The following is a 22998-nucleotide window of genomic DNA, read 5'->3' on the forward strand; positions in this document are numbered from 1 at the left end:
GAGCTTGTTGAAGATGACTGTGCGCACCGATGTCGGCACTGTGGCCGACCTACACGCCTCAGCCACCAAACTCACCGGTCTCACCGATTTCGGGGCCGACGACTACACCGAGGCGTTGCAGGTTCTGCTCGACTCGTATCGTGACGACGCCGGGCTCACCGAGCTCGGCTCCAAGATGTCGCGATTCTTCCTACGCGGTGCGCTGGTCGCTCGTGCGCTGAGTGAAGCCGCGTGGGCGGCCAATCCCGGCTACGTCGAAACACCGGTCACCCAGCCGATTTTCGTCACCGGGCTGCCCCGGACCGGTACCACCGCACTGCACCGGCTGCTGGCCGCTGATCCGGCCAATCAGGGGCTGGAGATGTGGCTGACCGATTTCCCGCAGCCACGACCACCGCGCGAGAGCTGGGCCGACAATCCCGCCTACGCGCAGATCGACGCGGGTCTACGACAGCATCAGGTCCAGAACCCCGAATTCATGGGCCTGCACTACATGAGCGCCTCCGACGTGGAGGAATGCTGGCAGTTGCTGCGCCAGTCGGGCATGTCGCACTCCTACGGATGCCTCGCCTATATACCGGGCTACACGCAATGGCTGGCCGGTCAAGACTGGACGCCCGCCTACGCACGCCACCGCCGCAACCTGCAGCTGATCGGCATGAACGACACCCGCCGCTGGGTGCTCAAGAATCCCAGCCACCTGTTCTGCCTGGACGCCCTCTTGGCGACCTACCCCGACGCCATCGTCATCCAGACCCACCGCGACCCCGCCACCATCATCCCGTCGGTCTGCAGCCTCAACGAGCACGCCACCCGAGGCTGGTCCACGGTCTTCACCGGCGAAACCATCGGCCGCACACAGCTCGACCTGTGGGCGCGCGGCCTCTCCGAGTTCACCGCCGCCCGCACCCGCCACCCCGAGGCCACCTTCATAGACGTCGACTTCGACGACCTGCGCGCCGACCCCATGGGCGTCGTCGACCGCATCTACACCCGAACCGGCACCGCTCTGACCCCCGAGGCAAGAACAGCCATCACCGCTCTCGATCAAGAAAGCCGCACGGGCGACCGCAAAGCCACCCACCAGTACTCCCTCGCCGACTACGGATTGTCCGAGGAGATGGTCGCCGAACGCTTCCAACGCTGACGTCTCCCCCTGCCCGCGCGATTCAACCGTGCGGGCAGGTTCGGGTCCTCACCCCGACGTTCAATCCCCGGTCTGCGCCGAATCCAGGGCTGCCAGCAAGGCCACGCCGCGGGGTGAGATCCGATATCCGGTGCCCAGGCTGATGGTCAGGCCGAGGTTCTTCAGTTTGCGCACGTTGAGTTTGAAGCGGAGTGGGTCACGCCCGAGTTCCTCGGCCAGATCGGGAGCCCGGGTCGCGGGGCGCCGCTGGATGATTCGGAGCGTGTCGTGAGTCCACGGGCCCTCGGCATCGGTCCGGTCCATGCGTGCGAGGCGGGCGGCCAAGGCCGCGGGATCGTCGATCCGGTCGTCGGCGGCCAACGCGTCGCGCGGATCCTCGTCGGTGAGACAGCGGATCCGGAGCAGATAGATCGGGTCCTGCTCGGCGCCCCGGAGATCGGCGATCACATCGACGGGTGCGTCATATCCTGCGGCGCGCGCGTCCTCGATGCTGATCTGCTCGGCGGTGACCGTCGACAGCCGGTCGACGGCGATACGCCCGGCACCGGTGCGGTAGACCTTGCCCTCGGTGGCCTGCCGATGACGCCACCGGCGAAAGAGCACCGTCACCGCCCCACTGCGGATCCCGGCCCAGCGCTGCTTCTCGATCAGCATGCGAGGGTCGACTGCCGCGCGGCCCGGTCGGGGTGGATCGTGGTCGGCTCGTCCTCGATCATTCCGTCAGGCTATCGCGCGCGGCACCGATGGCGTCACCCCCGCGCACGCCGTTCGTGTGCCATTCCCCGTCCGGGTAGGTGATGTAGAGCGGGCCCAGATTGCACGGGTTGAGGCAGCCGGTCGGGGTGATCAGGGCGTCGGGGTGGTCGCGGCGCAGAGTTCGGTGCAGCTCGCCCGCGCCGTACACGGTGCAGCGAGGGCCTCTACAGACCAGGATGTGCGAGGTGTGGTCGGGGATTTCCGACCAGGCCGGGCTGCGGAAGGCCCGCGGGCTCGCCGTCACCGGTGCGCCGTCCTCGGACATCCTCGAACGCACCACATCGGCGAATCCGGTGGCGGTGTCGATGCCGTCGGTGATTCGCACGTCGAGATCGCTCGCGCGGGTTTCCTTCCAGTTCGCTACCGCCCGCGCGATCCAGGTCTCGAGGTAGCGGTCGCGTGGCACGGCGAGCGGGATCAGCGTGACCGGCGATTCGTCGCGGGCGGCGGTATCGAGTGCGGTGTGGATGGTCGGCTCCTGCTGGTCGAGTAGCGCGTAGTCGACCCCGCAGGCCTGCGCCAGAGCTTCGACGGACGGGAGGTCGACGCCCGACGGAGTCGGCCGGGCGATGAGGACATACCGGCGCGTCATGTGGTGCGCACCGTTCGCCGGGCCGGAATCACCAGTGGTGTGCCCGTCATCGGATCGTCGATCACCGTGCAGTCGATGCCGAAGACTTCCGAAATCAGCTCGGGGCGCACGATCTCGGCGGGTGAACCTTGAGCGACCACGCGACCGTCCTGCACGGCGACGAGATGGTCGGCGTAGCGGGCGGCCAGGTTCAGGTCGTGCAGGACCGCGATGATGGTGCGCGGCAACAGGTTGCGCAGGACGTCGAGAACGTCGAGTTGGTGCGCCAGGTCGAGAAAGGTCGTGGGTTCGTCGAGCAGCATCACCTCGGGGTCCTGCGCCAACGCGAGCGCGATCCACACCCGTTGTTTCTGACCGCCGGAGAGTTGATCCACCGGTCGGTCGATCAACTCGAGAGTGTCGGTGGCCACCAACGCTTTTCGCACGGCCTCACCGTCCTGCGCCGACCACTGACGAAACCAGCGTTGGTGCGGATGGCGACCGCGGCCGACGAGTTCACCCACGGTGATGCTGTCGGGGACAACGGGTTGTTGCGGCAACATGCCGAGCCGACGGGCGACCGTGCGCGCGGGCTGCGGTGCGATATCGGCGCCGTCGAGCAGGACCGCGCCCGCCGTCGGCGCGATCAGTCGGGCCAGGCCGCGCAGCAGGGTCGATTTGCCGCAGCCGTTGCGGCCGACGATGACCGTGATCGCACCGGTCGGGAAGTCGACGGTGGCGTCGGTGACGATCGCGGTGTCGCCATAGCCGAGCGTGAGTCTCTCGGTGGTCAGGTGTGCGGTCATCCAGCGTGTCCGATCCGGGTTGCACGGGCGAGGAGGTAGACGAGAACGGGAGCGCCGAGGATGGCGGTCACCACCCCGACAGGGAGTTCCGCCGGGAACAGCCGCCGGGCGGCCAGGTCGGCGGCAACCACCAGCAATGCCCCGGTGGCGGCCGCGGGCGCGAGCCCGGCACCGCGTTCGGCCAGCAACCGTCGCGCGATCTGCGGCGCCACCAAGGCGACGAAACTGATCGGCCCGGCCGCGGCCGTTGCCAGGGTCGCGGCGGCGGCCGCGAGAACGATGAGCGTGATGCGGTGCGGGCCGCGTCGGCCGGCCAGTGAGTTCGCCAGGTCGTCGCCCATTTCCAGCAGCGGCAACGAGCGAGCGAGAACGATCAGCGGCGGCACGACCACCACCAGTGCCGCCGCGGCGAAGCCGACGTGGCTCCAGTTGCGGTTGGCCAAGCTGCCGGTGAGCCACATGGCGGCCGTATGCGCCTGGTAGTTGTCGGCGATGGTCAGGATGAACGCGATGGCCGAGGACAGCATCGCCGTGACGCCGATGCCGACGAGCACGAGTCGATAGCCGTCGAGTCCGTCCTTGGTGGCCACGGCCACGATCAGCGCCATGGCCACCCCGGCGCCGAGCACCGCGCCGCCGACCAGCCCCAGTCCGGCGCCACCGAGCAATACGCTCACCACCAACGCGCCCAGTGAGGCGCCCGCGTTGATCCCGATGATCTCGGGACTCACCAGCGGATTGGTCGCGATCCGTTGCAGGATCGCTCCTGATATCGCGAAGGCCGCGCCGACACACAGCCCGGTGAGCACACGCGGCAACCGGTCGGCCACCACCACGTCGTACTCGATGAGCGTGCCACCGCCACCGAGAACCCGGATCACGTCAGCGACGGTGAGCGGGTAGTAGCCGATCGTGAGTGACCACGCCGCCACCGCCACCGCGGCGGACGTGATCAGCACGGTCAGGACCGCGGACCGTCTCCCGACGCGAAAGACGATGCGCCGGTCGGGTGTTCGCAGCAACAACGTGCCGCTGGGCAGCACGCTGCCCTCGGTGCGCGTCACAGTGTGGCCACCTTTCGATTGCGCACGAGATAGAGAAAGAACGGCGAGCCCGCGAAGGCGGTGATGATGCCGACCTGGATTTCCTGTGGCCGCACCAGCATCCGTCCGAGAATGTCGGCCACCAGCAGCAGCGTCGGACCCAGCACCGCGCACCACAGCAGAATCCACCGGTAGTCGTGCCCGGCGAAGGATCGGGCGATGTGCGGGATCACCAAGCCGATGAAGGCGATCGGTCCGGCGATCGCTACCGCCGAGCCTGCGAGCAGCACCACGCTCAACGCACCGATCGCGCGCGTCGCGACCAGTCGGGTGCCCAGCGTGCGCGCCATGTCGTCACCGATGGCGACGGCGTTCAACGGCCGTGCCACCACTACCGCCAGCAACGACCCGACCGCGATGAACGGTACTGTCCCCCAAACGGATTCGATGTCGGCACGAGTCAACGAACCGACCACCCAGAATCGGAAGTTGTCGAACAGGGTCCGGTCGAGCAGGGTGATCGCCGTGGTGATCGACCCGCACAATGCGGTGCAGGCAGCGCCCGCTAGCGCCAGTTTCACCGGCGTCGCGCCGCCGAACCCCAACGATCCCAGCGTGTAGACGAACGCGGCGGCGATCGCGGCGCCGAGGAAGCCGAACCAGATGAATCCGCCCGTCGCCGTGAGGCCGAGCGCACCCATCGCGATCACGATCGCCAGCGACGCACCCGCGTTGATGCCGAGCAGACCCGGCCCGGCCAGCGGGTTGCGGGTGAGCCCCTGCATCACCGCGCCCGCCAGCGCCAACGCGACACCGGCGAGTAAGCCCGCGACAGTTCTGGGCAGCCTGATGTAGCGCACGACCCGGTCGGTGTCGGTCCCCTGGAAATCGGTGAACGCGACCGCGGCCTGGTCGAGGGTGAGCGGGTGTGAACCGATCAGGATGGACGCCACGCAAGCAGCCGCCAGCGCGGCGCCGGCCAGGATCAGACCGGTGCCGCGTGCGGTGCGCGTCACCGCCGGAACAGCTCGGGATGGATCAATTCGGCGACCAGTTCGGTCGCGTGCGCGATCCGCACGCCTGCCGCCCGGTCGGCGAACAGGAACGGGTGCACGGTCGCGTTGCGCACGGCCGCCAGATTCGCGAATGCCGGGTTTCCGACGATCTTGTCGACCTGGGGCTGACCGTCGGCGCGCGTGTAGGTCGCCTTGCAGCACAGGCTGGTCAGGATGATGTCGGGGTCACGGGCGATGAGCTCTTCCGCGCCGACGGGCACGTTGCGCTTGGCGGTGAGATCGGCGAAGACATTGACTCCGCCTGCGGCTTCGATGATCTGGGTGATGAAGTCGATGCCGCCTGCCACGGTATAGGAGCCGTCGTCTTTGGGGGTGACGACCGCGATCCGAGGCTTCACGGCGTTGCCGACCTTCGCGCGAACCCCGTCGATGCGCGAACTCAGCTGCGTGACAACTTCTTCGGCGCGCTCGGAGGCGCCCCACAGGGCACCGAGGTCGCGCAGGTCGGCGTACACGTTGTCGAAGCGCACGGTATCGGGGTCGATCGCTTCATCGGCGAGTCCGTCGGCGCTGGGGCACAGCGGGCTCAGCACCCAGCTGCGCACACCCAACTCGTTCAGGCTCGCCCTGGTACCGACGCTGTTCTGCGCCGAGGAAGCGAACACCCCGTTGAAACCCGACATGACGAAGTCGGGTCGCTGGGCCAGCAGTTCGTCGCGGCTCGGCAGCTTCTCGACGTAGGGCGAGCGCGCCTGCGCGGCGACATATTCCGGAAGCACGGCGGAGTCCAGGAATGCCGTGCCCACCAGCCGATCGGTGACACCGAGCGCGTGCGCGATCTCGATCGAGGGCTGATACGCCGCGTAGATCCGCTGCGGTGGGCCGTCGACGGCGACGTCGATCCCACAGTTCACGCGGGTGACAACTGCTGCGCCGCCCGTGTCGGAGGTCGGTTGCACACCGCAACCGGTGAGAACAATCGTGCAGGCGAGCAACGCGCCGGAACGTAGGCGCGCGAAAACAGAGCGGGTCAAGAGACGGCCTTCCAGGTCCTCGTGGAATGGGGTACTGCGTAGCCGTGGCCGGTCTCCTGGCTGACGGGATACTGCGCGGTGAATCCACCTTCCCAGGGCAGGTGCCCCAGTGGCTCCGGACGACATACGTCGTCCGGATCGATTCACAACTCCCGATCACAGTGGCGAGGGCCGCACCGGTTCTACACCGGTTTCCCGAACACCACGGCTGGTGAACTGTAGCAATGTCGGCTCCATCGGGGGTCGGCGCCGATACCCAGCCGACTCCCAGCCGCGTCCCACCGGGCTCGACAGTTCCGCCGCGAAGATTCAGCTATCGGCCGAGCACTTCGGCCGGCCGATGATCTCGGCAAAGAGATCGAAGACTGGAGGAACGCGCATGAGGATGAAATCGACACTGGCCAAGACCGCGGTGGCGGGCACGCTGGCCCTCGGGGTGCTCGGCGCGACAGCGAGCGTGGCGAGCGCGGATCCGGGCGGGCACGACCAGCAGCGGCCCGAGCAGGGCCAGGAGCACCGGCCGCAGCAACAGCCGCAGCATCACCAGAACGACGCGCCGCAGCACGGCTTCTGGTTCTTCGGCACCTGGGTTCCCCTGCCCTGACCCTCCACACCGCAGGCCCGGTACTCGCTGGGCCTACGGTAAGCCGAGCGGCCCCTCGTGCGAGTTATGGTGCGGGACTTCACCATCGCCGCTAGAGAACACCCCATCCATCCTGTTCGCGTCAACGAATGGGATTGCAGGCGGGTCGGCACCTTAACCGGTAACCATTCACTCCCCTGAAGCCGACCCGCCTGCTTTTCATCAGCTTCGACCTCGAAACCACGCCTGCGCCATGACAGTTGGCCGATCAGCTACTCCGGCTCGCCATGACAGCCTCACGATCGGTCGGACACAGCGGTAGCGGCCGGGTTCGTGGCATCGCGGATCACGCGTAGGCCGGTGATCAAGCCGTCGAGTTGCGTGGGGGTCAGGAGGCCGGTGAGCCATTGCTCGAGGGCGGCGAGGTAATCGGGGAGGACCTGTTCGAGGCGGCGGACGCCCGCGTCGGTCAAGGCCGCGTAAGCGCTGCGGCGGTCGGTCGGGTCGAGCTGGCGCTCCATCAGTCCCGCGGTAGCAAGGCGGTCGACCACACGGGTGACGCCGCTGGTCGAGAGCCCGGTTTGGGTGGCGAGATCCGACATCCGTAGGCGGCTGTTCGGAGAGCGACTCAATCTCAGCAGGGTGTTGAGGTCCAGACCGGACAGGCCGTGCGCTTTCCAGGTCGGCTCGAGCTTGGCGATCAAACCGCTGTGCGCTTCGAAGAGCAAGCCGGAGATGGTGAAGCGGGGGTCGTCGAACAGTTCGTGGACGGACATGAGACCAGCTTAGCCGATACTTGCCATGCGGATAGTTGACACGAGGAATACATCCGAGTAGACCTATGCGTAAGCATTATTCCGCACAGCAAATATCGGAGAGATCATGCAGCGCAACATCTGGGTCGCCGGGTTCCGGACCGGCGTCATCGCCCCGAACGAGCAGATCAAGCTCGCCGAGTCACGGGAGTTCGCCGACGAAACCGTGCGCCATCTCGTACGCATGGCAGGTGGCGGCGAGGCGGTACGCGTGCGATTGACCAACCGCTACGGGGTCGCGCCGCTGCGGATCGGCGCCGCGCGCATCGCAGCGCGCAAGACCGGATCGGCGATCATCGCCGATCGCGAGATCACTTTCGACGGCGCGGCACAGGTCACCATCGACGCGGGCGCCGAGCTCGTGAGCGATCCGATCGCCCTGCCGGTCGCCGCGGGCGAAGACCTGCTGCTCAGTCTGTACCTCCCGACGCCGACCGGGCTTGCCACCTTCTCCCACCAACCCGGCGAGATCGCCTACATCGTCACCGGCGACCACACCGCGGATGTGGAACTCAGTGACGCGCAAGAGGTTCCGTTCCGCTTCTTCGTCACCGGGATCGACGTGCTGGTCACCGACCCGCCGCCCGTCGCCGTCGCGTTCGGCGACTCCTGGTTCGAGGGCTTCGGTACGACGCAGAGCGCCAATCGCCGCTCGGTCGATGCACTCAACGCCCGTCTCACTCAAGGTTGGGTGGTCAACAACGGGATCTCCGGCAATCGCCTCACGGCCGACCAGATCGGCGAATCCGGTTCGGGCCGTTTCGATTCCGACGCGTTGCAGGTCCCTGGCGTCACCAACATCCTGATCAATTTCGGAATCAACGACCTCATCCTCGGCGCGATGGGCGGACAGTCCTCCGCGACCAGCGAGGAATTGATCGCCGGCTTCACCGACCTGGCCGACCGCGCGCACGCCACCGGACTGCGTATCCACGCGGCCACCATCGGCCCGTACGCCGGCTGCGTCTACCCCGGCATGCCCCTGGTGGAAACCCAGCCGACCCGCCACGCCGTCAACGAATGGCTGCGCACCACCGATGTCTTCGACTCGGTCTTCGACGTCGACCGTGCCGTGTCCGACCCTGAGCGCCCCGACTACATCCGTCCCGAGTTCGACAGCGGCGACGGCATGCACCTCAACGACGAGGGCGCCGCCGCTATGGCAGCCACCGTCGACGTCGCCGCCCTCTTCCGGTAACCCCTCGGCCGAGATCACCGTGCTCTCACCGTGTCTTCTTCGGTGAGAGCACGGTGATGGACCCCGACGCTATCGGGCCGGGGGTAGTTCGCACCCGCCGTCCCCGTCGATGAACTGCACGGCGAAACCGCCACAGATCACCGCCGACCAGCCGACCACGAAGATCACGGCCAGCAGATATTGCAGCGAGCCGAGCGGGCCGGACTTCTCCTCGGTGGCTGTCACCGTCTCGGCCACGGCGCTCACCAGGTCAGTCCGAGGCCTGCTCGCGGTCGTTCAACCGCAAGGTCACCTCGATGGGCGGGACCCAGGGTTCGGGGAGCTCGTCCAGATCAGCGAGGGTGGTGTGCACGAACGCCGCGATCCGGTGCCGGGCCGCCGAGCTCAGCCGTTCGACACGGTCAGCGGTCAGCGGACTGTCCGCGAGCTCGACCGCGGGGAGCTCTCCGATGGCCCCCACGATCGTCTCCGACCCGTTTTCCATGCGTCGCGCCATCTCGTCCCCCACCTTCCGAACAGTGTCGGCGCCACTCCGTCACACCGGTCACGAAGCGCCGCCGACATCCACCAGCAAACATCTGGATTACAACATGAACAAGCGTCCACAACAAGCGCTCTTGCCGGCGAATCTGCGTAGATCGCTGCCCCGCCCACGATCGACACCACCTTCTACGCGACTCATCTGCCTGGCCGGACGCCGCTGCGACGTCCTCTAACCCATGCTGAGAACCGAACAGCACTGACGACCACAAACCGCGGAATCCGACACGGAGGCAACGTGGAGCGAATCGTGATCCTCGGTCGCGGCGGCGCGGGCAAGTCGACCCTCGCCCGCCGACTCGGCGCCGCCATCGAAGTGCCGGTCATCGAGCTCGACAAGCACTTCTGGCCACCGGACCTGACACCGCTACCCCCTGATCGATGGAGGGCAGTCCAGCAGCGGCTTACCGACGCTGAAGGGTGGATTCTCGACGGCGACCTCGGCCACTTCGACGCACTCGACGTGCGACTCGAAGCCGCCGACACCATCGTTCTGCTCGACTTCCCCCTCTGGATCTGCGCATGGCGCGCGCTGCGCCGCTCCCGCGAGAACCTGACCTTCTGGCGCTGGGTGATCGGCTACCGCCGCCACAGCCTCCCGCTGATCACGACCGCCATTGCCGACCACGCTCCCCACGCAAACCTGCTACTGCTCCGACACCCCGACGACGTCGAGCGGTTCCTCGCCGAAATCCGCGACCGCCCACACCGAACCCCCTGACGAAACCAAGGCCCCGACGGCAGCGACCCGTCAGTCACAGGGTGCGTGGCGACTGACGGGCTACCGGTCCAGCGTCGTGCCTAACCGGCACCCACCGCGGTCATCGCGCGCTCCACCCTCCGTCCATGACATAGGAGGAACCGGTGACCATGCCCGCGGTGTCGGAAGCGAGCCAACCGACCAGTGCCGCGACCTCTTCCGGCTCGATCAACCGCTTGATCGCACTCTCGGTGAGCAGCACCTTCTCGAGCACCTCCCGCTCCGGGATCCCGTGCGCGGCCGCCTGCTCAGCGATCTGCTTGTCCACCAACGGCGTTCGCACATATCCGGGACTGACACAGTTGCTGGTGACCCCGTGCGGACCGCCTTCGAGCGCGGTCACCTTCGACAGCCCCTCCAGCCCGTGTTTGGCCGTCACATACGCGACCTTGAACTGGGAGGCGCGGATCCCGTGCACCGAGGAGATGTTCACGATCCGCCCGAAACCCCTGGCGTACATGTGTGGGAGGGCGGCGCGGATCAGCAGGAACGGCACTTCCACCATCAGCGTCTGCATAGCGCGAAACCGATGCGGCGCGAAGTCTTCGATGGGGTTCACGCTCTGCACGCCCGCGTTGTTGACGAGGATGTCGACGTCGAGATGCATCTCAGCCAAGGTATCGACCTCGAGCAAATCGACAGTCCAGACGTGTCCGCTGATCTCGTGCGCGACCGATTTCGCGCCGACTCCGTCGATATCGGCGACGGTGACCTCGGCGCCGCGCGCGGCCAATTCGCGCGCGCACGCCGCGCCGATGCCGCTCGCACCTCCGGTGACCAGCGCCTTACGCCCCGTGAGATCGGTCATGCGGCAACACTTTTCTCGGCGGAGGCGTCGGCGAGGTCCACAGATTCCAAGTCGATACCGCGGGTCTCCTTGGCGCACAACACCGCGATCACAGTGACGGCCGCCGCGAATGCCAGGTACCAGGCGATCGGCACCGACGAACCGAACTCGTCGAGCAGCTTGACCGCGATGATCGGCGCCAGCGAGCCCGCCACGATCGAGGTGACCTGATAACCCAGCGACACACCGGAGTAGCGCATCCGAGTCGGGAACATCTCCGCCATGATCGCGGGCTGACCGGCATACATGAACCCGTGGAACACCAGTCCGATGATGATGGCGGACAGGATGACCACGCTGTTGCCGCTGTCCATCATCGGGAAGGCGAAGAAGCCCCAGGTGGCCGCGGCGACCGCACCGGCCAGGTAGACCGGGCGGCGCCCGACACGATCACCGAGCCTGCCCGCCAGCGGAATCACCGCCATGTGCACGGCGTGGGCGATGAGCAGCCACCACAGGATGGTCGTGGTGTCGGCATGCACGTGAACCTTGAGATAGGTGATCGAGAACGTGACGACCAGGTAGTACATGATGTTCTCGCCGAACCGCAGACCCATCGCGGTGAACACCCCACGCGGGTACTTACGCAGCACCTCGAACGGGCTGAACGAAGCGGCCTTGGCCTGATCCATCGTCTGCTGGGCGGCCACGAAGATCGGGGCGTCGGTGACTTTGGTACGCACGTAGTAGCCGACCAGCACGACCACCGCCGACAGCCAGAACGCCACGCGCCAGCCCCAGCTCAGGAACGCCGCGTCCGACAGGGTCGAGGTCAGCACCAGCAGCACGACCGTGGCGAGCAGATTGCCCGCGGGCACACCGGCCTGCGGCCAGCTCGACCAGAAACCGCGACTGCGACTCGGGCTGTGCTCGGCGACCAGCAGCACCGCACCACCCCATTCGCCGCCGATCGCGAAGCCCTGGACGAAGCGCAGGATCACCAGCATCGCCGGCGCCCAGTAACCGATTTGGGCGAAGGTCGGCAGACAGCCCATCAGGAAGGTCGCGGCGCCGACGAGCACCAGGCTCACCTGCAACAGCTGTTTGCGGCCATAGCGGTCGCCGAAGTAGCCGAAGACGATGCCGCCGAGCGGGCGCGCCGCGAAACCGACGGCGTAGGTGACGAAGGCGGCCAGGATCGCGTCGAGGTCGCTGGTGTCCTTGGAGAAGAACACCTTGCTGAACACCAGGGTCGCGGCGGTGCCGTAGAGGAAGAACTCGTACCACTCGACGACGGTGCCCGCCATCGAGGCGGCCACTACCCGCCGTAGTCCGGTGGGGGCCTCGTCCGGGTCGTCGCCGGTCGGTCGTATCGCGTTCCGCACGCTCATCGCACTACTCCTTCGATGTTCCAGGCCACATCACGAGGCAACTGTGACGTGGCCCACAAGCCGTGAGGAGAGTATTCGTGCAGATCCATCTCGGTGACAATGGCCAGTTTCGCAGCAGCAATCTGCGAAACTGCACACGTGAGCCATTCTTCCTCGACTTCGGGACGCAGACCGAGCGCTGACGATTTGCTGGTACTGCTCGCGGTCGGCCGGTCGGGGCGCTACATCACCGCCGCCGAGGAACTGGGCATCAACCACACGACGATCTCGCGACGCATCGCGGCTCTCGAGCACGCCATGGGCGGGCGGGTACTGACCCGGGTCACCGGTGGGTGGGAGCTCACCGACCTCGGCCGCGAGGCGCTGACCGCGGCCGAAGCCGTCGAGGCCGCCGTCCGATCGCTCGGCTCGAGCGCGGGCGAACGCACCCTCGAAGGGGTGGTGCGGATTTCGGCCACCGACGGTTTCAGCGCCTACCTGGCTCCGCCGTCCGCCGCTCGCGTGCAGCGCAGGCATCCGGGCGTCGCCGTCGACATCATCGCCGCGACCCGACGAGCATCCACCCAGCGAACCGGCCTCGACATCGAAGTGGTGGTCGGTAAACCCCAGGTACACCGCGCCGTAGCGATCGAGCTCGGCGACTACTGCCTGCGCCTGTACGCCTCGCGCGACTACCTCGCCGAACACGGCGTCCCGACCACCGTCGCCGAACTCGCCCGCTACCCGCTGGTCTACTTCATCGAATCCATCCTCCAGGTCGACGACCTCGACCTGGCTCTCGCCTTCGCTCCCACCATGCGCCGATCCGTCTCCTCCACCAACGTCTTCGTCCATGTGGAAGCCACCCGGGCCGCGGCCGGCATCGGCCTACTGCCCTGCTTCATGGCCGACCGCCACCCCGACCTCATCCGCGTTCTGCCCGACGAGGTCCGTGTCCAACTCACCTACTGGCTCGTCACCCGCCCCGAAACGCTGCGCCGCCCCGAAGTCGCCGCGGTCGTCGAGGCACTGCGCGCCACCGTGGGCGACCGCCGCGACGACCTACTAGGCGACCGCGTGGAACCATCCGGCTGACCGGCTGTCGCCCACGACGGGCAGCGCTATACGTTTGTTTCCGACTGGGCGGCCGGGGCGGGCAGAGCGAGGCTGAGCGCCGCACTGACTACCAGCGCCGCGCTGATCGTCAGCGTGCACGCCGTCAGAGCGCCGCGGTAGCCGTCGCTGGCCGCGACACCGAAGAAGATGGCGCTCAGCGACGCGACACCCACTGCGCCACCGAACTGTTGGCCAGTGGTCCAGATCCCTGAGGCCGACCCCGCGTATCGCGTCGGCACCGTCGACAGGAACAACGTCGTCAACGGCGGCTGGACGAGGTTGATGCCGACGCCGATGACGAACAGACCGGGCGCGAGCAGCCACGGATTGACATCTGTGGCCGAGGTCAGGGCCGCGCCCAGTACCGCCAAGGTCCCGACGGCGCCGAAGAGGGCACCCGCGATGACAGTCGAGCGGCCGAACTGCACGGTGAGGCGGCCCACCAGCGGGGCGACCGCCAGTCCGCCGATCGAGAACGCCACGGTCACCACGCCGGCTCGCAAAGCCGTGTAGCCCTGGCCTTCTTGGAGCCAGAGCACGAACACGAGCAGGAATCCGCTGAAGGCCGCGAACGCGACCAACTGAACGACGAGTGCGACGCTGCTGATGCGCGCACGCAGCAGGTCCAACGGCAACAGCGCACCCGCGCGAGCATCGGCGTTGCGGTTCTCACCGATGGCGACCAGAGCGACAGCGGCGACACCAGCGGCCAGCAGCAGCCAGATCCAGAGCGCCCAGTCGTAGGTACGACCTTCCAACAGCGGGAACACGATGGCCACCAGCCCTGCGGTCAGACCGATCGCCGCGAGCCATCGCGGCCGCAGCGCACCTTCGGCGTGGCTCTCCGGGATCAGCCACGCGCCCAGACCCGCCAGGATCAGGGCGGCCGGGACGCTGATCCAGAAGATCGCCCGCCAGCCGAGACCGGCGACGTCCGCGGTGACGAGCACACCGCCGAGCAGCAATCCCCCGGCTTGCGCGAGTCCCGCGGCAACACCGAAAATGCCGAGGACAGTGGCCCGTTCGGGTCCGCGGAAGAGAACGAACAGGCTGGAGAGAACCTGTGGCGCCAGAATCGCCGCGGCTGCGCCTTGCGCGGCGCGACTGGCGATCAGTTCGCCTGGACTGTTCGCGAGCGCGGACCAGGCACCGGCCAGCGCGAACAGAACCAAGCCGACGAGAAATACTCGTTTGCGCCCCCATAGGTCGCCCAATCGGGCCGCGGTGATCAGGGCGGCCGCGAAGGCGAGCAGATAGGCCGTGGCGATCCAGCCGACCTGTGAAGGAGTTCCCCCGAGGTCTGCTTGGATCGCCGGTAGTCCGACGTTGACGATCGTGACATTCAGCAGATCGAGGGTGAAGCCGAGAACGAGCACGACCATCGCGGCCCAGCGTCGCGGATACAACGCTTCGGTCGCATCGTTTTTCGTGGAAGTCGAAGTGGTCATCAGGTGTAACTCCCTGCGCGGCTTGGTGTCCGGTGTGTGGTCATCACTTGCTCGTTCGCCGACGGCGCTGCCGCGTGGCGAGCTCCGCGCGGTGCTGCCACGCACCGACAAGAGGTGGCACGCGTGAGATCGTCGCTTGCACTATTGAACTCGCTGGTTCACTCTAAAATCCATCAAAGGTCATTGCAACCCGGTATATAAAACTGAACCCACCGGTCAAATTTTGACATGTTTGAGCTATGGTTCATGGATGGCTGTAGCAACACCGCCGACCGGGCAGTCGGCCTCGCGAGGGCGGATCGACAAGCGGCAGGCGATTCTGGATGCGGCGTTCGTCGTCTTCGCTCGCCGTGGTTATGCGCAGGCATGCGTGCAGGAGATCGCCGAAGTCGCCGGCGTCGCCAAACCAACGATCTACAACCACCTCAACGACAAGGAAACGCTGTTCCGGCACACGCTGGCCGCTGTCGGCGACGCGGTGCTGGCCGAGAATCTGGCGGTGATCGAGCGGTTGCGGAACCCGGGTGACGATCTGCGCGCCACCCTGGAAGACGTGGCGTACCGGCTGATCCGGTCCTGCTGTACTGAGCGGTCCCGGTCGCTGCGCTGGCTCACCTACGGGCAGGTCGCGCAGTTCCCCGATCTGATGGATGTCGTGGTGAGCCGGACCTCTGATCAGCTCGGCGAAGCAATCGCGGATCGACTGGCGCGCTTGTCGCTGTCGGGTCGCCTGCGCCCGAGCGATCCGGGGACTGCCGCCGAGCAACTCCTAGTACTGATTACCGGTCCGTTGGAGGGGCGCACCCGCCTCGGCACCCGCAAGGTCTCCACCGCCGAGATGCATGCTGTCGCCGCCGCTGCCGTCGACACCTTCCTGCGCGCCTATGGGACGCCGGAGACTCCCTGAACTTCGGGATCACGCCCAAGTCGATCACCGAAACACGCGCCGCGCGATGCGTTGTCGCCCGGCAGAGAAAGGACCGACGTGACCGCGGTACACGACAATCTGCTTGCCACGATCGAAGCGGAGCGGGCGATCTTCCGAACGTTCTTCAAATTCTTCCGGATCGCCGACACCCAGGAGAGCGAGCGGTTCAGCGAGTGTTTCACCCCCGACGCGCGGATCGAGTACCGAATCATGCCGGGCCCGCCGGTGCTCTTTCACGGCCGTGACGAGTTCACCGATCACATGAGCCGAGTTCCCAAATCACAGCGCGCCCTGGTAGCCCACGTCATCGGTCAAGCCACCATCGAGTGGAACGGTGACAAACCACTGCTCACCGCGTATGCCACTGTCTGGCACTGGTTCTCGAGCACCGACGTGGGCCGCCCGGCGGACTGGACCGTCATCGGACTGGTCCGAGACGAGTTCGAGCAGCACGAGGGTGAGTGGTTGATCTCGCACCGCGACGTACGCCATGTCGCGGGCCGGGTCGCCGCAGGCCGCGAACCGCGTCAGCCGAGCCGGTAGTTCAGCGTGACGGCCAGGGTTGCGACGGCAAGCCCCAGAAACACCGAGGCAGGTCCCAGCGCATAGTCGCGGACACGCAGGTGCGCTACGACAGCTCCGGCGAAGTAGAGCACCAGGCCGGTCGCCGCCGCGATCCCCAGCGCCGGAACGACGAACCCGACAAGCAGTCCGAGCGCACCGGCACCCAACAGCGTGCCCATCACCACAATCCAGGACTCCGGCACCTGGACGACTTTCGCCGAAGCGACCGGGATGGGATGGCGGATGTAATTCATCCAGCACCCCAGGCCGGTCGCCGTTGCGGTCACCAGGGTGAGGACGGTGTACAGAGTAGACATCAGAGTCTCCTTCGATGATGAATTCCGTTGCGGTGCAATACATCAATTCAGATGGCCATCAAACGGGGCACTCCATCTCTACACCGACTGGCCCACACCACTTTCCACGTTCAGCCGAAACCGCTACCCGCGTGCGGCGTTCGCGGTCGTGATGAACTCGATCTGCGCGGGTGAGGGTCCGCAGTACTCGCTCTCGATGCGCTCGGACTCCTCGGCCTGCATCCGGTACATGCTGTCGCGCAGGCCCGCGTCACCGCCGTGGAACCCTTCCAAGAGCTCCATCCATCGCGCCGCCATGTGCTGCGCCTCGGGTGAGGTCGGGTCCATGCCCGCCGCTATCGCCGCGTCGACCTGTGGGATCAGCACGGCCCAGTCCGCCTCGGCTTGCTGAATACGCTGCTCACCGAGGTCTTCCCGGCGCAGCGCGAGCTGAGTGACCTGTTCCTCGGTGAAGTATTGCTTGATGGTGTCGTCGACCATGACGGTCCTCCTGATCAAATCCAGGAAGTGATCTGTGGATGCGTCCGACCGGCTGTCCGCTGTGGCGGCCAGTGCCGCGACCAGGGCATGCAGGTCCCGGGTCGCGGCCAGTTGCGCGGCCAGATAGTCGCGATGAGCAGCCAATACCCGCGACATCGCCACGGCGCCCGCGAGCACGTCGGCGATCTGATCCAGCCCGAGGCCCAGCTGACGCAAGGCGAGCACCTGGTACAGCCGCTCGACATCGCTTGCGGTGTAGAGCCGGTGACCGGTGCTGCTCCGCTCCGCAGGATGTACCAACCCGATGCGGTCGTAATGATGCAGCGTCCGTACGGTCAGCCCGGCCTCGGCCGCGAGCTCACCGACCTTCCACATACGCCCGGTTCCGCGCTGGTTCATCCGTTTCATCCCACTTCCACCGACGCACTGTGCGCCGGCATCGTCGACGGTAGAACCTGACGTTACGTCAGGTGCAAGCCTGAATTCGCCGACCGAATCCGAGGGTCAACGGTCCGCGAGTGAGCAGGACAGCTACGCATGTCGTCCTCCACGGCGGCCGGACACAACGGGTCTTCGTTGACCCGGATCGCGAGAGGTTTCCGCTGCCTAGACCCGGTCCAGCGCCTGCCACGGCTCTGGCGGAAGTTCGACGACAATGCTGTCGCCGGGCCTGACCTCGCCACCTGCGGTGACCACGCCCATGATTCCGGCTTTGCGCACAACGGTGCCCGCCGCGTCATGGTGGACGAGCCGCTTCAACAGCCCGTCTTGAAATCTGTCGATCTGCACGCACGGGTTGCGCAGGCCGGTCACTTCGACCACCGCATCGGAGCCGATACGGAGTAGCGCGCCTACCGGTAGTGCGAGCAGATCGATGGCGCTGGTGGTGATGTCCTCACCGAGATCGCCGGGGAATACCTCGAATCCGTGTTCGGCGACTTCGCTGAACAGTTCCTCGTGCATGAGGTGAACCTGCCGCAGGTTCGGTTGGGTCGGGTCCTGCGCGACACGGGAGCGGTGTTTGACCGTCGTTCCGGCGTGGACATCGCCTTCTACGCCGAGGCCGGTCAACAACCGAATGCTGGGTCTGGTCGGCTTGGTGAACGAGTACTCGCCATTGCTGTTCACCGCGATCACTGTGCCGCTCATCGTGTTTCGTGTCCCCTCGTCGTCCGAAACGTCGATTCGAGCGTAACCCCGGGCCGTGGCGACTATCAGGTGGATTTCGGGTCCGCGAGGGGTCTGCAATGAGCAGCCTGACACGATTCAGCGCTTGACCCTGACACAGTGACAACGTCTTCAATGGAGGCAGGAGGTGGTTCCCATGAACTCGACACCAGGACAATCGGTAGAACCGCGGCTGCTTGCCGCACTGAGCGCGGAGAGTGCGTCGACCCGACTGCAGGCCGCGCTGGTCGCGGGCACACATCCCGGCCCGGCACTGCTCGGAGCCCTGATCGACCGCTGTGCCGTGGAGCCGGACTTCTTCGTCCGCGACATGCTCACCTGGGCGCTGACCAGGCTCCCCACCGAGGTGACCGTGCCCCGGCTTCGCGCCGAGTTGAAATCCGACGGTGCGCAAGCCCGCAGCCAGGCGCTGCACACACTGTCCAAGATCGGCGATCCGGCGGCCTGGGCGGCGATTACCCCGGCGCTGCTGCGCGATCCCGACGACGATGTGGCGCGCAGCGCGTGGCGCGCATCGGTTGTTCTCGTGCCGGACGTCGAGCGCGAGGCGCTGGCCAACGAACTGTCCACCCAATTCGGGCGCGGCGATCGGGAGGTTCGGCGCAGTCTGAGCCGAGCGCTGACCGCGCTGGGCGAGGTGATCCTCGCGGTACTGCACCGGGCGGCGAGCAGCACCGACCCGCACGTCCGAGCGCACGCACAGGCCACCGAGCAGTTGCTGCGCGACCCGGACGCCGCCTTCGATCTCGACATCGACGCGGCAAAGCGGGTCGCGGCGCTCGACGGTGCCCCGTGCTGATCGGCGAGGTGGCGCGGCGTTCGGGAGTCAGCACCCGAATGCTGCGCCACTACGACTCGCTCGGTTTGGTTCGCCCCACCGGGCGCACCGTCGGCGGCTACCGCCAGTACTCCGATGCCGACATCCGCAGCATCTTTCACGTGGAAAGCCTGCGCTCCCTCGGCCTCTCGCTGCGCGAGATCGCCCAGGTACTGGCAGACCAGTCGTTCACGCCGCGGACCTTGGTCAGCGATCTCATCCGACGCACCGAGGAACGGCTGGTGCGCGAGCGCGAACTGCTCGAGCGACTGCGCGCGGTCGAGAACGCCGAGCCCGGAGACTGGCACGATGTGCTGCGCATCGTCGAACTCGTGCGCACTCTCGGCTCGACCGACCCGCATCGTCGCCTGCAGGCGGTGCTGAATCCGGTCGACAACGAACCGGTACCGACCGACCTGCTGGCCGCGGCCGTGCTCGCCGAGGCCGAACCCAACATGGCAGGCGCCCTGCGCTGGGCGCTGTCGCGGGCCGGTGACGACGGCCTGGTCGGGCTCGCGACCGGGCTGACCGTCCCCGACGTCGAGGTCCGACGCCGGGCCGTGCTGGCAGTGGCAGAGATCCCGGGCGACGCCGCGACCGAACTACTCATCGCCGCGATCGAGGACCCGGAATCCGCTGTCCGCGGCCCCGCCGCCTTGGCCGCCGGTACCCGCGGGGTGACCGCGGCCGAGCCGGTCCTGGTGGCCATGGTGATCGCGGGCACCAACGATGTCGACGCGGGCGAAGTGCTCGGCGCGCTGTCGGAGGACCCGGAATCCGCCGATCGAATACTGAGCGCGCTGACCGACGCGCTAACCGCACACGAGGACGACGCAGGCATCCGAATCCGACTCATCCAGGCACTGGTCGAGCTGCCCGGCACCCGAGCGCTGGCGACCTTGCGGGCACTGAGCGCGGACACCGATCACTCTGTCGCCCTCGTCGCCACCGCCTTCGCCGAACTGGTGGCCTCCCGGGCGACGAGCCAAGATCGCTGATCACAACCAGTCGGCCACCCGCTCCAGGGAACCCCCTCTTCAGCCGGTGGTATCGACGCATTCGAAGCTGCCATGACGAACCTGGACGACCAACCACAGGAGCACGACGATGAGACGGGATAGACCGGTCGAATCGCAACGCGTGTTCTGCCCGCCGCCGACGTGAGTCTGCCTGCGCTGCAGCCGATCGTGGGCCAGCTGACAGCCGGACAACCGAGTCCTACCTACGCCCGGATCGGCGGGAGGTCACCGATGGGGCCGAGTGCCCGCCCACTTACCGACGCGGCATGCAGCCCACGATCACGCACGCGGTCCGAAGAACTCGGCCCGAGCGGCATCGATGCGGGCCTGAGCCTGGGCAGCGCCTTGGAAGCTGACCGCGGCCGATCCGCCACCGGCGAGCCCCAAGGCTAGGAGACCGCCGATCACCGAGAGGAGATTCGGCTCGGGAAGATTGCCCGTGTCGCTGGTGGGCTCGACCTCGTGGGCCGGAACCGCCGCACCGCCGCCGGGCGCGGACGCGGGTGGATCACCTACTCCGCCGGGAGCTGGCGATCCGGGCGACTCTCCGACTCCCCCGGGCGCCGATTCGACCGGCGGTGCTGCGCCGCCACCGCTGGGTGAGTCGCTGTCGGGTTCGGCAGTATCCGGCTGGGCAGCCTTCGGCTCGGGCGGTTCGGGTGCGGACGGTGCGCCGGGGGCCGGGGCTTCGGGAGCGGAATCCGGGGCAGGCGCCTGCGGCTCCGGGGCATTGCCGGGGTTCGGGTTGTTGCCTTGATTACCGCCACCATTTCCCTGGTTGCCGTTCCCGCTGCCAGGGTTCTGATTCCCGTTATTGCCCTGATTACCCCCACCGTTACCCTGGTTGCCGTTCCCGCTGCCAGGGTTCTGATTCCCGTTATTGCCCTGATTACCCCCACCGTTACCCTGATTGCCGTTCCCGCTGCCAGGGTTCTGATTCCCGTTATTGCCCTGATTACCCCCACCATTTCCCTGATTGCCGTTCCCGTTCCCCGGGTCCGAGTTCCCGTTGTTCCCGCCATGACCGTCTCCCGGACCCGCGACGAACCGGACGGCGTCGCCGGTGCCGAGTCTTGCGACGACAGCGACCTTTTCGCCGGGGAGGACAGTCGGCTGAGCAGCCGCTAGCCCGCCGTATCCAAGGAGCCCGAGAACGCCCGCGGCCCCGGCCACCACGGCTGTTCGTCTCATCCGACCGGCCGTCACGCGCCCTCCGTCCCGTCCTCGATAGCCCAGCTCACATCATTGCGGTCGGATCCGGACCCCCGCGCGTTACGCACCGCCGCCCGAGAACCGGCTACGGCGCCCGCTGAACTCCTCCCGGCGCGAGGCCAGTTCCGGCCCGTCACTCGCTCCACGGTGGAACCGGGCGTACCAATCGAGAGGAGCAGGGTGGTCGGCGGCGCTCGGATACCACCTCGGATGGCCTCCCAAAGTTCTTCGCGGCCGGTGACATTCGCGGTGCGCACCGGACCGCGCGTGCACCTCAACGTTGCCCTGGCCCCGTTGGTCCAGGCCGCCGCAGGTGTAGACCGAGTCCTGGTCGCCCAGATCATCCGCGCAGCCGCCGCCGTCGACCTGGCGACCTTGGCTGCCACCGGCGCCGACCTCACCGGCTCGGTGCTCGGCCCTGTGGCTGCCCGCATCCGAGCAGACCTCCACGCAACCACCCGAATGTGCTCAGCATCACCGACCCCGACACCGTCGGAGTTGTTCGCCGAACGCCGACACGACGTGGTCGCGGTGGACAACCCTCGGCTCGAGGATCCGGTCGAGCTGGCCGCGTTCACGCACATGTCGCGAACAACCTGGATCGGCTCGTGGGCCGGAGGCTGGAGCGGACCACTTTGCCAGCGAGAGAAGCATTGCTGCACAACGCCCTTCGTCCCGACGACATGCGGATGCGCCTTGACGGAACCCATGGCTGTCGTCGATCGGGCGGGGCCCTGCACCGGAGCAGCCTGGGTCGATATCGCGATGCTCACACCGCGGCCTCCACCGGCGGACAATGCAGACATGCCCGAGTTGATGTCGGCCGTGGTCGATCCCGGCACGTTCACCACCGTCCAGCCCACACTCACCGGCACCGACGGCCTGGCACTGCGCCCCTGGACCGCCGCCGATGCGCGCACCGTGTACGAAGCATTCCAAGACCCCGCGATCCGCCATTGGCATGTTCGGACCGCCGAGTCCATCGAACAGGTCGGCCAATGGATTCTTCGATGGCGCGCGGCCTGGTCCACCGGCAACGGCCAATGGGCCGTCACCAGCAACGGAGACGTCGCCGGACGCATCGGACTGCGGAAGTCGGACCTCACCGAGGGTGTCACCGAGCTCGCCTACTGGACCCTGCCCGCCTGGCGCGGGCACTCGATCGCACCCCTCGCCGCAAACACGTTGACCCGCTGGGCCTTCGACGACATCGGGTTCGACCGAATCGAGCTCACTCACTCGGTCCAGAATCCGCCATCGTGCCGGGTGGCAGTGAAATGCGGATTCGCCTTCGAGGGCACGCTGCGTGGAGCCGGTCGCCATAGCGACGGCCGTCACGATATGCACCTCCACGCCCGGCTCCGCACCGACTGATACCGGGCCAAGAAAGCACCATGCCGCTAGAGCACCGCAGTCTTGTCCGCTGTCAGTCTGTCGACAGGGCGGACGAAGCAGGTAAAACGCCAGGAGGCGATGTTGTCCC

27 protein-coding genes and 1 riboswitch are annotated in these 22998 nt (G+C 67.0%); of the genes, 11 read left to right on the top strand and 16 right to left on the bottom strand.

From position 1 onward, the window contains the following. Window positions 1-13: 13 nt before the first annotated feature. The gene (locus IBJ82_RS24935; RefSeq protein WP_194828376.1) at window positions 14-1147 is read left to right on the top strand and encodes a sulfotransferase; all 1134 of its coding nucleotides are present in this window, start codon (window positions 14-16) and stop codon (window positions 1145-1147) included. A 60-nt stretch (window positions 1148-1207) separates the two neighbouring features. Here the strand turns inward: IBJ82_RS24935 and IBJ82_RS24940 are convergent, their stop codons facing one another. Genes IBJ82_RS24940 through IBJ82_RS24965 form a run of 6 tightly spaced genes read right to left on the bottom strand, consistent with a single transcriptional unit; the run spans window position 1208 to window position 6373 of the window. Continuing rightward, entirely contained in the window at window positions 1208-1801 is a 594-nt protein-coding gene (locus IBJ82_RS24940; protein ID WP_194828377.1) for a hypothetical protein, read from the bottom strand. 58 nt (window positions 1802-1859) lie between these two features. Further along, entirely contained in the window at window positions 1860-2495 is a 636-nt protein-coding gene (locus IBJ82_RS24945; RefSeq protein WP_194828378.1) for a (2Fe-2S) ferredoxin domain-containing protein, read from the bottom strand. Next, window positions 2492-3280 carry an ABC transporter ATP-binding protein gene (locus tag IBJ82_RS24950; RefSeq protein ID WP_194828379.1) on the bottom strand — a complete coding sequence of 263 codons (789 nt, stop codon included), beginning with the start codon at window positions 3278-3280 and terminating at the stop codon, window positions 2492-2494. The genes IBJ82_RS24945 and IBJ82_RS24950 overlap by 4 nt, the downstream gene beginning before the upstream one ends. Next, window positions 3277-4344, bottom strand: coding sequence for a FecCD family ABC transporter permease (locus tag IBJ82_RS24955; protein WP_370585462.1), 1068 nt, complete (start codon window positions 4342-4344; stop codon window positions 3277-3279). Before IBJ82_RS24955 ends, IBJ82_RS24950 begins: the two co-directional genes overlap by 4 nt. After that, window positions 4341-5339: a FecCD family ABC transporter permease gene (locus tag IBJ82_RS24960; RefSeq protein ID WP_370585463.1), complete on the bottom strand. Its 999-nt coding sequence runs from the start codon at window positions 5337-5339 to the stop codon at window positions 4341-4343. Before IBJ82_RS24960 ends, IBJ82_RS24955 begins: the two co-directional genes overlap by 4 nt. Further along, entirely contained in the window at window positions 5336-6373 is a 1038-nt protein-coding gene (locus tag IBJ82_RS24965; RefSeq protein ID WP_194828380.1) for an ABC transporter substrate-binding protein, read from the bottom strand. The genes IBJ82_RS24960 and IBJ82_RS24965 overlap by 4 nt, the downstream gene beginning before the upstream one ends. Window positions 6374-6401: 28 nt before the next feature. Further along, window positions 6402-6595: riboswitch (cobalamin riboswitch) on the bottom strand. Between the two features lie 157 nt (window positions 6596-6752). Here IBJ82_RS24965 and IBJ82_RS24970 point away from each other — a divergent pair. Continuing rightward, on the top strand, window positions 6753-6977 hold the full coding sequence (locus IBJ82_RS24970; protein WP_370585464.1) for a hypothetical protein: 225 nt from the start codon (window positions 6753-6755) through the stop codon (window positions 6975-6977). 275 nt (window positions 6978-7252) lie between these two features. On the opposite strand, the gene IBJ82_RS24975 is transcribed toward IBJ82_RS24970, so the two are convergent. Further along, complete coding sequence (locus tag IBJ82_RS24975) at window positions 7253-7732, bottom strand: MarR family winged helix-turn-helix transcriptional regulator (protein WP_194828381.1); 480 nt, start codon at window positions 7730-7732, stop codon at window positions 7253-7255. Window positions 7733-7838: 106 nt separating this feature from the next. Between IBJ82_RS24975 and IBJ82_RS24980 the strand changes: the two genes are divergently transcribed. Then, on the top strand, window positions 7839-8969 hold the full coding sequence (locus IBJ82_RS24980) for a GDSL-type esterase/lipase family protein (RefSeq protein ID WP_194828382.1): 1131 nt from the start codon (window positions 7839-7841) through the stop codon (window positions 8967-8969). 69 nt (window positions 8970-9038) lie between these two features. Here IBJ82_RS24980 and IBJ82_RS24985 read toward each other — a convergent pair whose 3' ends face one another. After that, the gene (locus IBJ82_RS24985) at window positions 9039-9215 is read right to left on the bottom strand and encodes a hypothetical protein (protein ID WP_194828383.1); all 177 of its coding nucleotides are present in this window, start codon (window positions 9213-9215) and stop codon (window positions 9039-9041) included. Between the two features lie 4 nt (window positions 9216-9219). Next, window positions 9220-9465 (bottom strand): hypothetical protein, encoded by a 246-nt coding sequence (locus IBJ82_RS24990; protein ID WP_194828384.1) that lies wholly within the window; start codon window positions 9463-9465, stop codon window positions 9220-9222. A 282-nt stretch (window positions 9466-9747) separates the two neighbouring features. Between IBJ82_RS24990 and IBJ82_RS24995 the strand changes: the two genes are divergently transcribed. Next, entirely contained in the window at window positions 9748-10230 is a 483-nt protein-coding gene (locus IBJ82_RS24995) for an adenylate kinase (protein ID WP_194828385.1), read from the top strand. 100 nt (window positions 10231-10330) lie between these two features. Here the strand turns inward: IBJ82_RS24995 and IBJ82_RS25000 are convergent, their stop codons facing one another. Together IBJ82_RS25000 and IBJ82_RS25005 are read right to left on the bottom strand one after the other, a co-directional pair. After that, entirely contained in the window at window positions 10331-11077 is a 747-nt protein-coding gene (locus IBJ82_RS25000; RefSeq protein ID WP_194828386.1) for a 3-hydroxybutyrate dehydrogenase, read from the bottom strand. Beyond that, window positions 11074-12447 (bottom strand): MFS transporter, encoded by a 1374-nt coding sequence (locus IBJ82_RS25005; protein ID WP_194828387.1) that lies wholly within the window; start codon window positions 12445-12447, stop codon window positions 11074-11076. The genes IBJ82_RS25000 and IBJ82_RS25005 overlap by 4 nt, the downstream gene beginning before the upstream one ends. 99 nt (window positions 12448-12546) lie before the next feature. On the opposite strand from IBJ82_RS25005, the gene IBJ82_RS25010 reads away from it, so the two are divergent. Then, complete coding sequence (locus tag IBJ82_RS25010) at window positions 12547-13521, top strand: LysR family transcriptional regulator (protein ID WP_194828388.1); 975 nt, start codon at window positions 12547-12549, stop codon at window positions 13519-13521. 26 nt (window positions 13522-13547) lie between these two features. On the opposite strand, the gene IBJ82_RS25015 is transcribed toward IBJ82_RS25010, so the two are convergent. After that, window positions 13548-14990 carry an MFS transporter gene (locus tag IBJ82_RS25015; RefSeq protein ID WP_194828389.1) on the bottom strand — a complete coding sequence of 481 codons (1443 nt, stop codon included), beginning with the start codon at window positions 14988-14990 and terminating at the stop codon, window positions 13548-13550. A gap of 250 nt (window positions 14991-15240) precedes the next feature. Here IBJ82_RS25015 and IBJ82_RS25020 point away from each other — a divergent pair, with 250 nt between their 5' ends. Continuing rightward, complete coding sequence (locus IBJ82_RS25020) at window positions 15241-15897, top strand: TetR/AcrR family transcriptional regulator (RefSeq protein ID WP_194828390.1); 657 nt, start codon at window positions 15241-15243, stop codon at window positions 15895-15897. Between the two features lie 78 nt (window positions 15898-15975). Then, window positions 15976-16461: a nuclear transport factor 2 family protein gene (locus IBJ82_RS25025; protein ID WP_194828391.1), complete on the top strand. Its 486-nt coding sequence runs from the start codon at window positions 15976-15978 to the stop codon at window positions 16459-16461. On the opposite strand, the gene IBJ82_RS25030 is transcribed toward IBJ82_RS25025, so the two are convergent. From IBJ82_RS25030 to IBJ82_RS25040, 3 genes are all read right to left on the bottom strand, one after another. Further along, a complete protein-coding gene (locus tag IBJ82_RS25030) occupies window positions 16446-16799 on the bottom strand; it encodes a DoxX family protein (protein ID WP_194828392.1) in 354 nt (117 codons plus the stop codon). The genes IBJ82_RS25025 and IBJ82_RS25030 overlap by 16 nt on opposite strands. Before the next feature lie 123 nt (window positions 16800-16922). Then, window positions 16923-17678 carry a MerR family transcriptional regulator gene (locus IBJ82_RS25035; protein WP_194828393.1) on the bottom strand — a complete coding sequence of 252 codons (756 nt, stop codon included), beginning with the start codon at window positions 17676-17678 and terminating at the stop codon, window positions 16923-16925. A gap of 207 nt (window positions 17679-17885) precedes the next feature. Further along, window positions 17886-18428, bottom strand: coding sequence for an MOSC domain-containing protein (locus tag IBJ82_RS25040; protein WP_194828394.1), 543 nt, complete (start codon window positions 18426-18428; stop codon window positions 17886-17888). Window positions 18429-18603: 175 nt separating this feature from the next. On the opposite strand from IBJ82_RS25040, the gene IBJ82_RS25045 reads away from it, so the two are divergent. After that, window positions 18604-19266 carry a HEAT repeat domain-containing protein gene (locus IBJ82_RS25045; protein ID WP_194828395.1) on the top strand — a complete coding sequence of 221 codons (663 nt, stop codon included), beginning with the start codon at window positions 18604-18606 and terminating at the stop codon, window positions 19264-19266. After that, a complete protein-coding gene (locus IBJ82_RS25050) occupies window positions 19260-20282 on the top strand; it encodes a MerR family transcriptional regulator (protein WP_194828396.1) in 1023 nt (340 codons plus the stop codon). Before IBJ82_RS25045 ends, IBJ82_RS25050 begins: the two co-directional genes overlap by 7 nt. A gap of 300 nt (window positions 20283-20582) precedes the next feature. Here the strand turns inward: IBJ82_RS25050 and IBJ82_RS35105 are convergent, their stop codons facing one another. Continuing rightward, entirely contained in the window at window positions 20583-20711 is a 129-nt protein-coding gene (locus tag IBJ82_RS35105) for a hypothetical protein (RefSeq protein WP_255533039.1), read from the bottom strand. A 345-nt stretch (window positions 20712-21056) separates the two neighbouring features. On the opposite strand from IBJ82_RS35105, the gene IBJ82_RS25055 reads away from it, so the two are divergent. Further along, window positions 21057-21431, top strand: a complete 375-nt coding sequence (locus IBJ82_RS25055; RefSeq protein ID WP_194828397.1) for a hypothetical protein — start codon at window positions 21057-21059, stop codon at window positions 21429-21431. 321 nt (window positions 21432-21752) lie between these two features. Beyond that, the gene (locus IBJ82_RS35475; RefSeq protein ID WP_370585465.1) at window positions 21753-22889 is read left to right on the top strand and encodes a GNAT family N-acetyltransferase; all 1137 of its coding nucleotides are present in this window, start codon (window positions 21753-21755) and stop codon (window positions 22887-22889) included. Window positions 22890-22998: the final 109 nt, after the last annotated feature.

This window comes from Nocardia sp. XZ_19_231 (assembly GCF_015355705.1).
GTDB classification, from domain to species: Bacteria; Actinomycetota; Actinomycetes; order Mycobacteriales; family Mycobacteriaceae; genus Nocardia; species Nocardia salmonicida.

Excerpts from the sequence above, each read along its gene's own strand:
- IBJ82_RS24935 (WP_194828376.1), top strand. The coding sequence starts at position 14 with ATGACTGTGCGCACCGATGTCGGCACTGTGGCCGACCTACACGCCTCA.
- IBJ82_RS24940 (WP_194828377.1), bottom strand. The coding sequence starts at position 1,801 with ATGCTGATCGAGAAGCAGCGCTGGGCCGGGATCCGCAGTGGGGCGGTG.
- IBJ82_RS24945 (WP_194828378.1), bottom strand. The coding sequence starts at position 2,495 with ATGACGCGCCGGTATGTCCTCATCGCCCGGCCGACTCCGTCGGGCGTC.
- IBJ82_RS24950 (WP_194828379.1), bottom strand. The coding sequence starts at position 3,280 with ATGACCGCACACCTGACCACCGAGAGACTCACGCTCGGCTATGGCGAC.
- IBJ82_RS24970 (WP_370585464.1), top strand. The coding sequence starts at position 6,753 with ATGAGGATGAAATCGACACTGGCCAAGACCGCGGTGGCGGGCACGCTG.
- IBJ82_RS24975 (WP_194828381.1), bottom strand. The coding sequence starts at position 7,732 with ATGTCCGTCCACGAACTGTTCGACGACCCCCGCTTCACCATCTCCGGC.
- IBJ82_RS24980 (WP_194828382.1), top strand. The coding sequence starts at position 7,839 with ATGCAGCGCAACATCTGGGTCGCCGGGTTCCGGACCGGCGTCATCGCC.
- IBJ82_RS24990 (WP_194828384.1), bottom strand. The coding sequence starts at position 9,465 with ATGGCGCGACGCATGGAAAACGGGTCGGAGACGATCGTGGGGGCCATC.
- IBJ82_RS25000 (WP_194828386.1), bottom strand. The coding sequence starts at position 11,077 with ATGACCGATCTCACGGGGCGTAAGGCGCTGGTCACCGGAGGTGCGAGC.
- IBJ82_RS25005 (WP_194828387.1), bottom strand. The coding sequence starts at position 12,447 with ATGAGCGTGCGGAACGCGATACGACCGACCGGCGACGACCCGGACGAG.
- IBJ82_RS25010 (WP_194828388.1), top strand. The coding sequence starts at position 12,547 with ATGGCCAGTTTCGCAGCAGCAATCTGCGAAACTGCACACGTGAGCCAT.
- IBJ82_RS25015 (WP_194828389.1), bottom strand. The coding sequence starts at position 14,990 with ATGACCACTTCGACTTCCACGAAAAACGATGCGACCGAAGCGTTGTAT.
- IBJ82_RS25020 (WP_194828390.1), top strand. The coding sequence starts at position 15,241 with ATGGCTGTAGCAACACCGCCGACCGGGCAGTCGGCCTCGCGAGGGCGG.
- IBJ82_RS25030 (WP_194828392.1), bottom strand. The coding sequence starts at position 16,799 with ATGTCTACTCTGTACACCGTCCTCACCCTGGTGACCGCAACGGCGACC.
- IBJ82_RS25035 (WP_194828393.1), bottom strand. The coding sequence starts at position 17,678 with ATGAACCAGCGCGGAACCGGGCGTATGTGGAAGGTCGGTGAGCTCGCG.
- IBJ82_RS25040 (WP_194828394.1), bottom strand. The coding sequence starts at position 18,428 with ATGAGCGGCACAGTGATCGCGGTGAACAGCAATGGCGAGTACTCGTTC.
- IBJ82_RS25045 (WP_194828395.1), top strand. The coding sequence starts at position 18,604 with ATGAACTCGACACCAGGACAATCGGTAGAACCGCGGCTGCTTGCCGCA.